Annotated in this window: 9 protein-coding genes and 1 pseudogene; 3 read left to right on the top strand and 7 right to left on the bottom strand. The window is 68.1% G+C overall.

Annotation, left to right across the window (positions count from 1 at the left end; all coding sequences use genetic code 11):
* Both QT386_RS23560 and folE read right to left on the bottom strand, forming a co-directional pair.
* Positions 1–145: pseudogene (locus tag QT386_RS23560) on the bottom strand (tryptophan synthase subunit beta); the annotation flags it as partial.
* Positions 146–171: 26 nt separating this feature from the next.
* Positions 172–819 carry a GTP cyclohydrolase I FolE gene (folE, locus tag QT386_RS20755; RefSeq protein ID WP_289275659.1) on the bottom strand — a complete coding sequence of 216 codons (648 nt, stop codon included), beginning with the start codon at positions 817–819 and terminating at the stop codon, positions 172–174.
* A 99-nt stretch (positions 820–918) separates the two neighbouring features.
* On the opposite strand from folE, the gene QT386_RS20750 reads away from it, so the two are divergent.
* From QT386_RS20750 to QT386_RS20740, 3 genes are all read left to right on the top strand, one after another.
* The gene (locus QT386_RS20750; protein WP_289275658.1) at positions 919–1,899 is read left to right on the top strand and encodes a MerR family transcriptional regulator; all 981 of its coding nucleotides are present in this window, start codon (positions 919–921) and stop codon (positions 1,897–1,899) included.
* Between the two features lie 221 nt (positions 1,900–2,120).
* On the top strand, positions 2,121–2,855 hold the full coding sequence (locus QT386_RS20745; RefSeq protein ID WP_289275657.1) for an SDR family NAD(P)-dependent oxidoreductase: 735 nt from the start codon (positions 2,121–2,123) through the stop codon (positions 2,853–2,855).
* Positions 2,856–2,860: 5 nt separating this feature from the next.
* Positions 2,861–4,264 (top strand): SDR family NAD(P)-dependent oxidoreductase, encoded by a 1,404-nt coding sequence (locus tag QT386_RS20740; protein WP_289275656.1) that lies wholly within the window; start codon positions 2,861–2,863, stop codon positions 4,262–4,264.
* Positions 4,265–4,309: 45 nt separating this feature from the next.
* On the opposite strand, the gene QT386_RS20735 is transcribed toward QT386_RS20740, so the two are convergent.
* From QT386_RS20735 to QT386_RS20715, 5 genes are all read right to left on the bottom strand, one after another.
* A complete protein-coding gene (locus QT386_RS20735) occupies positions 4,310–5,488 on the bottom strand; it encodes a flavin-dependent monooxygenase (RefSeq protein ID WP_289275655.1) in 1,179 nt (392 codons plus the stop codon).
* A gap of 26 nt (positions 5,489–5,514) precedes the next feature.
* A complete protein-coding gene (locus QT386_RS20730) occupies positions 5,515–6,090 on the bottom strand; it encodes a sigma-70 family RNA polymerase sigma factor (RefSeq protein WP_289275654.1) in 576 nt (191 codons plus the stop codon).
* A gap of 317 nt (positions 6,091–6,407) precedes the next feature.
* Positions 6,408–6,986 (bottom strand): lipocalin family protein, encoded by a 579-nt coding sequence (locus QT386_RS20725; RefSeq protein ID WP_289275653.1) that lies wholly within the window; start codon positions 6,984–6,986, stop codon positions 6,408–6,410.
* Between the two features lie 76 nt (positions 6,987–7,062).
* Positions 7,063–7,491, bottom strand: coding sequence for a DUF6691 family protein (locus QT386_RS20720; RefSeq protein ID WP_289275652.1), 429 nt, complete (start codon positions 7,489–7,491; stop codon positions 7,063–7,065).
* Positions 7,488–7,895 (bottom strand): YeeE/YedE family protein, encoded by a 408-nt coding sequence (locus QT386_RS20715; protein ID WP_289275651.1) that lies wholly within the window; start codon positions 7,893–7,895, stop codon positions 7,488–7,490. The genes QT386_RS20720 and QT386_RS20715 overlap by 4 nt, the downstream gene beginning before the upstream one ends.
* Between the last annotated feature and the right edge of the window lie 27 nt (positions 7,896–7,922).

The following is a 7,922-nucleotide window of genomic DNA, read 5'->3' as shown; positions in this document are numbered from 1 at the left end:
CCAGTTCCGCCAGGAACGCCGGATCGCCCTTCAGGCGCCCGTAGGCCTCGGAGAGCTGCCGCAGTGGCGACATCAGGGTCTCGGCGACGAACTGTCCGCCATAGGGGCCGAAGTGGCCTTTCGCATCGGGAAAGTCATAAGCCATGGCGGGATCAGCGGCGCGAGGAGCGCTCACAGCTCCCCGGAGGAGGCAGGCAGGAAGCGGAGAAGCTGGTTGCGCAAGCTCTCGTCCTGCTGGAAAGCTCCGCGGAGGCTGCTGGTCAGCATGGACGCCGCCTGCTTCTCCACGCCGCGCATCAGCATGCACATGTGCCGTGCCTCGACGACCACCGCCACGCCGCGCGCTCCCGTGACCTGCTCGATGCAGCGGGCGATCTGCTCCGTCAGGTTTTCCTGGATCTGCAGGCGGCGCGCAAACACGTCGACGATGCGCGGGATCTTGGACAGGCCGATGACCTTGCCGGCCGGCAGGTAGGCGACATGGACCTTGCCGAAGAACGGCAGGATGTGGTGCTCGCACAAGGAGTAGAACTCGATGTTCTTCACCAGCACCATGTCCCGGCTCGCGGACTGGAAGATGGCCCCGTTGACCAGCGAATCGATGTCCTCGCGGTAGCCACGGGTCAGGAAGTCGAAGGCCTTGGCGGCACGGTTCGGGGTGCCCACCAATCCCTCACGGCGCACGTCCTCCCCGATGCCGCGCATGAGCTCCCGGTACAGGCCGGCGAGCCGGTGCTCCTCGGTGGCAGCAGAGTCTCCCTCCGGCCCAGCGGCATCGAAATCGTCGGATACAGCAGACAGCGGGCGAAGATCGTCCATGGCAATTTCCTATACAATAGATGAACAGCTTCATGCTACAACGCTTCCTGTTCAATAGCTATACAAAATCGCGATCCCATCGTTCCGAAGGTTGCCTCGATGAAAAGCACCGATCCAAAGACCTCCGCCCCGCCCGGCGAAGACGCCTACCGCATTGCGGTGGTTTCCAGGCTGACCGGGATGCCGGTTCCTACGATCCGCATGTGGGAGCGCCGATACGGAGTGGTGACGCCCGCCCGCAGCACCGGCAACGGACGCCTGTATTCCCGTGGCGACATCGACCGCCTGATGTTGCTGAAGGCGGCGGTGGATGCCGGGCATGCGATCGGCACCGTTGCCTCGCTGGGCGACGACCAGATTCGAGCCCGTCTTGCGGGCGCTCCCCCTCGCCTGCCGCCCCAGGCCCGCACGAGCTGCCGGATCGGCGTCGAGGGCGGCGCGCTGCTGGACCGTCTGCGTCTGGCCTGGAGCGAGCGGACCGACATCCGGCTGCTGGCGGCATCGGGCGGCGAGGGGGCGGGCGCCGAGCCGCTGGATGCCCTGATCGTCGAGATCGCCACGCTCGCGCCGCCCTCCCTCAAGGCCCTGCGGCAGCTGCGGTCGGCCCTGCGGCCGGCCTTGACCGTGGTGGTGTACGGCTTCGGCACCCGGCAGGCGTTGGCACGGCTGGACGAGGAGGGCGTCATCGCGCTGGGCATGCCGGCCGATCCGGCCCACCTGGCGAGGATCTGCCTGCTGGGGATCGCCTATGCGGAGTCCCCGCGGGGCAGCGTGGAGCAGTTGCTGCTCCAGCCTGCCGGCCCGCGTCGCTACGACGCCCAGTTCCTCGCCACCATGACGCGCCGGCCCATCGCCATGCGCTGCGAGTGTCCCAGCCACCTTTCCGACCTGCTGGTCAAGCTCAACGCCTTCGAGCAATACAGCCTGGAATGCGAGAGCGCCGAGATGGCGGATGCCTCGGTCCACGCGCTGCTGTACTCCGCCGCCGCCCATTGCCGCGAGGTGATGGAGCATGCGCTCGAGCGGGTGCTCGTGCATGAAGGATTGCAGGCCCCGCCAGGCGGCCAGGAACCCGCCTGACGGCGCCGGGCAAAAAATGGCCGGCAATGCCGGCCCAGAGCGGTTGATCGTGTCGGGGACGCCTGGGAATGAGCGGGAAAGCGTCGGATCAACCACGCGTGCAGTATGAGGCTAGGCTCTCGTGATGTAAAGCTTTGGTATAGATTTAGGCTTCAAAAAAGTATACAAAACCTGTCTGGGGCGATACAGTCTCCTGTATCGCGATGTCCTGGAGGGTGCCAATGACTTACGTGTTGATCACGGGTGCGAGCGGGGGTATCGGCCAGGCCGTGGCCCGGCTGGGCGCCGCGCGCGGCCTGGAGCCCATCTGCGTGGGCCGCTCTGCCGAGCGCCTGGCGGGTCTGTTTCCCGGGTTTCGCCAGATCGAGGCCGATGCCGCCAGCGAACAGGGGGTCGAGGGGGTCTTCGCGAGCCTGGAGGCTGCCGATCTCGTTCCTGGGGCGCTCGTCCATTGCATCGGCTCATCGCAGGTCGGCTCGCTGGAGCGCGCCCGCGCCGGGGACCTGGACGAGGTGCTGCGGATCAATCTGCACTCCGCCTTCCTGATGAGCCGGCGATATGTCGGGCTGATGCGACGGCGAGCGTCGCCCGGGAGCGTCGTTCTGTTTTCCTCCGTGGTGGCGCGCATCGGAGTGGCCCAGCATGAACTGATCGCGGCGGCCAAGGCGGCCATCGAAGGCTTTGCACTCTCCGCGGCGGCGAGCCATGCCGCCGCGGGAATTCGCTTCAACGTGATTGCACCCGGCATCACCGAGACGCCGCTGACGCAGAAAATCCTGGCCGGCGATGCCGGGCGCGCCGCGGCGGAGCGGCAGTATCCCCTGGCGGGGATCAATCACGCCGACGATGTCGCCGAGGCCGCGCTCTGGCTGGCCTCCTCGCAGTCGCGCCGTGTCACGGGGCAGGTCGTCGGCGTCGACGGCGGCTTTTCCAGAATTCGCCCACTGGTGCGCTGAACGCCATGTACGAGACCTTACTCAACGAACACATCGATGTGCAGCGTCCCATCCAGGAGTGCTTTCGCTACCTGCTGGATTTCTCGACCGCCGAGCAATGGGATCCTGGAGTGCGCCGGGCGCAGAAGCTCACGCCGGGCCCGGTGCGCCTGGGGTCCGAGTTCCAGGTAACGCTGTCTGGGCTGGGTGCCGGCACGGTGATGCAATACCGTCTGACCGGCCTGCGGAGCGGCGAATCCCTGCACCTGACGGGCGTGGGCAGCGGCATCCTGGCGGAGGACTCGATCAGCTTGCTGTCCCTGGCTGCCGGCCGTACGCGCATCAGCTATGCCGCGCGCCTGCGGATGCCGGGGCTCGGAGTCCTGTCGGGTCGCATGTTGCAGCCGTTCCTGACACGGCTCGGCCGTCGTGCGATGGCCGGCCTCAAGGCGGCCCTCGACGGGCACGCGCCCGTCACGGCCGGCGCGTCAGCGCCCAGCTTCTCGCAGCGTTTGCTGCTGCCTGCGGCCATCGGTTTTACCGAGCGCGGCTACCTGGCGATGCCGCGCAAGGCCCACAGCCGCTTCATGGACGGCAAGACCGTGCTCATCACGGGCCCGACCAGCGGCATCGGCCTGGCCGCCGCCTGCGAGATCGCCCGGCTTGGCGCGCGGCTGATTCTGGTGGGGAGGGATTCGCGCCGGCTCGAGACTGCCGCGGAAGCCATCGAGGATTTCGCCGGCATGCCGAGCGGCTTGCGCCTGATCGAGGCCGACCTGGCCGAGAGTGCGCAACTGGACCGAGCGGCGGCAGAGATCCTGTCCCTCGAGCCTCGCCTCGATGTCCTGGTCAACAATGCCGGCGTGCTGCTCGATCGCTACGAGCAGACACCCGAGGGGCGGGAGCGGTCCATGGCCACCAACCTGCTCGCGCCGCTGCGGCTGACGCGCGCGCTCATGCCGCTCCTGAGTCGCTCGCAAGGACGCGTGATCAACGTGTCGTCCGGAGGGCAGTACCTGCAGTCCCTGAGCCGAGACTATCCGCGGGCCGAACCTGCCCGCCATGACGGTGTCAGGGCCTACGCAGAGGCCAAGCGGGCCCTGGTCGCTGCCACCGCCAGCCTCGCGCAGCGCCATCCCGACGTCGCCTTCCATGCCATGCACCCCGGATGGGTCGCGACGCCTGGAGTTGCCCGCTCGCTGCCGCGCTTCGAGCGCGTAATGAAGCGGTACCTGCGTGATTCCCGCATGGGCGCGGATACGATCGTCTGGCTGGCATCGGAGGATGCCGCCCGCCTAGGCACCGGACATTTCTGGCTGGACCGCCGCGTGCAGCCCAGGGATGTGCTGCCGACCACCGTGGTTTCACCGGCGCGCGAGCGCGCCCTCATGCTGAGCCTGGACTCCCTCTGCGAACCCGCGAGTGGATAACGGATGTCGGCGGCCCGGCCGTCAGGCCGGGCGACGCCTCTTCGGTCAGACGAAGAAGTCCTGGTTCTCCCCGCCCAGCAGGGCGTTGCCGAAATTGCGGGCGAATGGAACCGGATGGTTGGCAATGTGTGCGCGGGCCACGTGCAGGTCCAGGAAGCGCTGCTGGATTTCGCTACCGCTGTACACCGACCGACCGCCCGCCACGGAGAAAAGGCTGTCGACGACCGACAGGCATTTCTCGATCACGATCGAAGCCTGGTAGCGGAACTTGATCCGGTCGAGCATCGGGACCTCCTGGCCGGCCGAGGCCTGGTCCAGCAGCTGCCGGAGGTTGCGGTACATCACCACCTCCACTTCGTCCAGACAGTTCGCGGCCTCGGCGATGCGCCGTTGTGTGTCCACGTCGGCGGCGAGCTTGGTCGGGTCGTTCGACGCGGGGCCCTGTACGGCGCGGATGTACAGATCCAGCGCGGCCTTGGCGGCACCAATCGCCGCACAGGAAACGGTGCGCACGAAAAGCTGTCCCCAGGGTATGCGGTACATCGGGTGGCTTTCGGGCGTGACGCCTGGGTTGGTGAGCCGGAAGCCATCGGACTGGCGATGGGTGCGATGGTCTGGCACGAAGGCATCCTGCACCACCACGTCGTTGCTGCCCGTGCCCTCCAGGCCCATGGAGCGCCAGGTGTCCTCCACCTGGTAATCGGATCTCGGTACCAGGAAAGTCCGGTACCCCTCGCCGGGGACGATGGCGCCGAGCAGTGCCCAGGAGCAGTGGTCGCTGCCGCTGGACCAGGCCCAGCGCCCGCTGAGCCGGAAGCCGCCTTCGGCCATTGTCACCCGGCCTACCGGGGCGTAGGCCGATGAAACCAGGGTGTCGGGGTCGGCGCTGAACACTTCGTCCTGCGCGCGGCGGTCCATCAGTGCGATCTGGAAGGGATGCACGGCGATGATGCCGCCCGCCCAGGCGGTGGACATGCAGGCTTCGCCCAGCATCACCTGCAGGCGGAAGAACTCGGCAGGCGGCAACTCCATGCCCCCGAGCCGGTGGGGCAGCAAGGCGCGGAAGAATCCGATGGCCTTCAGGTCCGCGATGGTCTCATCCGGCAGGCGCCGCAGTGCCTTGGCCTGCGGTGCGCGCGCCCTCACGGCGGGCAGCAGGTCACGCATGCGCAACTCGAGGTTGGCGGCATGGGATGCGGAAGAGTGCGGGCTGCTCAAGGTCATGGCCTGGCTCCGGGTTGGCGGTCTGTTCAGAGGAGGGGGTTGTCGGCGGCAGGGGACAGGGCCTGCGTGCGCAGCTGCTCCAGGCCACGCCGCACCCAGGACTTGATCGTCCCCAGGGGTGCGCGGAGGATGCGCGCGCCTTCTGCGTGGGAGTGGCCGGCGTAGCAGGTCAGCAGGATGCTGGCCCGCACTTGGGGAGCCAAGGCGGCGAGCGGTGCCTCCAGGCGGCGGAGCGCCAGGGCCATGTCCGCCTCACGCTCCAAGTCGGTGTCACCTCCCGCGTGTTCGGCCATGAAGGACTCCAGGTCATCCATGCCGTCCTCGGGCACCTGCTTGCGCAGCGCATCGATGCCCTGGTTGCGGGCCAGTGTGGCCAGCCATGCGATGGCAGCCCCCCGCGCGGGATCGTAGGTCGCGGCCTTCTGCCAGATCTTGATGAAGCACTCCTGCAGGGCGTCCTCGGCGAGGTCGCGGCGCCCCAGCTTGCGCATCAACAGGCCCAGCAGGATCGGGCTTGCGCCATCGTAGAGCCGGCGAAAGGCGCGAGCATCGCCGCGGCCGGTGGCCAGGATGAGCTCGGCCAGCAAGTCGGGGGGCGCCACGGGTCCGGGCGACGCTCCAGGCACGTCGGGCGGCGGGGCGGCCCGTGAGGTACCGGCAGCCTGTCGTGAGTGTCTGTCCACGATTTGTTCACATGACGACCCGGAGGCAGGGCTTGCCCGGCGCGCCGGGCGGCCGGGCACCCTCCGGCGCGAGCGGAAGTCGATGGCGCCGAGGCCGGCGGGCGCTGGGGGCAAATCCGTAAGATAGGTCACGGCAGGGCCTGAAATGAAGTGGCCTGTGCATGTTATGTATATATTTTGATATACACAACATATTCCAGGCGCCGGGCCGGTATTGCCGGGCGGGGCCCTTCGCCTTACGGCTTTGCCGGTGCTGCGGCATCCGTGCCCGGTCCTGATGCGGGCCAGTGCTGGGGCACGCGTATCAGCTTGGAGGGGTCATAACCCCAGCTCGCGATCAGGGCCGAATAGCGGAGGTAATCCGCCTCCGGCATGACAGGGCTGCGACTCATCAGCCAGACGAAATCACGCCGGCTGCGGCCGATGATCGTCACCGAGTAGTCCGGCTCCAGGTGGGAAATCCGGAACTCCAGGCCCAGCGGAAGCCAGCGGACGAAGCGCATCGCCCACAGGGCATTGCCGGTTCCTGCCTGGACGTGCCCTGCGGGGCGGGAGATTTTCTCCGGAGCTTCGAAGCCGCCGGGCCTGCGGCGATAAGTCGTGCTGACGATCCCGTCTTCCAGCGCGTAGCTTTCGACGGCATTGTGCGCATCGCGGTCGATGCTGGGTGGAATGTGGGCGATCACGTACCAGTCGCCCATGAATCGGGGCAGGTCCACCGAGGGCGCGAGCGGCACTTCGGCGGGCGAGGCCGAGGCTGCCGTGCAGCAGCCCAGCAGCAGGGCTGCGAGAAATCCCCTCAAGCCTTTGTTCATGCATGCGCTCCAGTGATCGTCGCAGCAGATACGTGCCAACCGGTGCGATGGATGAGGCGGCAGCCGGCAGGCCGAACTAGGCGCGGGAGTGGAGGCGGTCCGCCAGCCAGGCGCCGACCAGCATCGACGCGAGCAGCAGCAGGGCCGTGGGGTCCGCCAGCGCGGCCCCGGCGAGGGCTGGGCCAGGGCAATAGCCGCCGATTCCCCAGCCGACACCGAAAAGCGCGGCGCCCGCCAGCAGGCGGCGGTCCACCTGGGCGCTGGCGGGGGCGGCAAAGGACGCCGCGGCGAAGGGCCGGCCGCGACGGCGCATCAGCCAGAAGCCGGGCAGGGTGATCGACAGTGCCCCCGACATCACCCAGAGCAGCATCGGATTCCACGGTTGGCTCAGGTCCAGAAAGCCCAGGACGTTGGCCGGCGACGCCATGCCGGAGAGCAGGAGCCCGGCGCCGAAGAGCAGGCCGCTGGCGGCGCCGGCAACAATGCTTAGCCTGGAGCCGCTCATCCCAGGATCCCCAGCAGCGTCGCCGTGAGCATGCCGCTCGACATGAAGACCGCGACGGCGACCCCGGAGCGAAAGCTCAATCTCGCAAGCCCGCAGACGCCGTGGCCGCTGGTGCAGCCGTTGCCCAGGCGTGTTCCGGCCCCTACCAGAATTCCCGCGACCATGATCGTCAGCGCCGGGGCCGCCCCGTCGACCGACGGCGACTGGGGCGCGGGGGCGCCTAGCCCCCAAGCCAGCCAGGCTCCTGCGGCAAGGCCGGCAAGGAAGGCCAGTCGCCAGGGGCGTTCGCCGCCCCACAGCGCGCCGTAGGCAATGCCGCTGGCGCCAGCAACGCGCCCAAGGGTCGAGTAGAGCAGCAGCGCGGCGAATCCGATCAGCATGCCGCCAGCAAGGGGTTGGATCATGGACATCTCCTGAAGCTTCACATACTA

Origin of the sequence: Solimonas sp. SE-A11 (genome assembly GCF_030345715.1) — a bacterium.
Classification (GTDB): Bacteria; Pseudomonadota; Gammaproteobacteria; order Nevskiales; family Nevskiaceae; genus Solimonas_A.
Note: the sequence above shows the minus strand (reverse complement) of the source record. Positions and strands in the feature narration are given on the sequence as shown.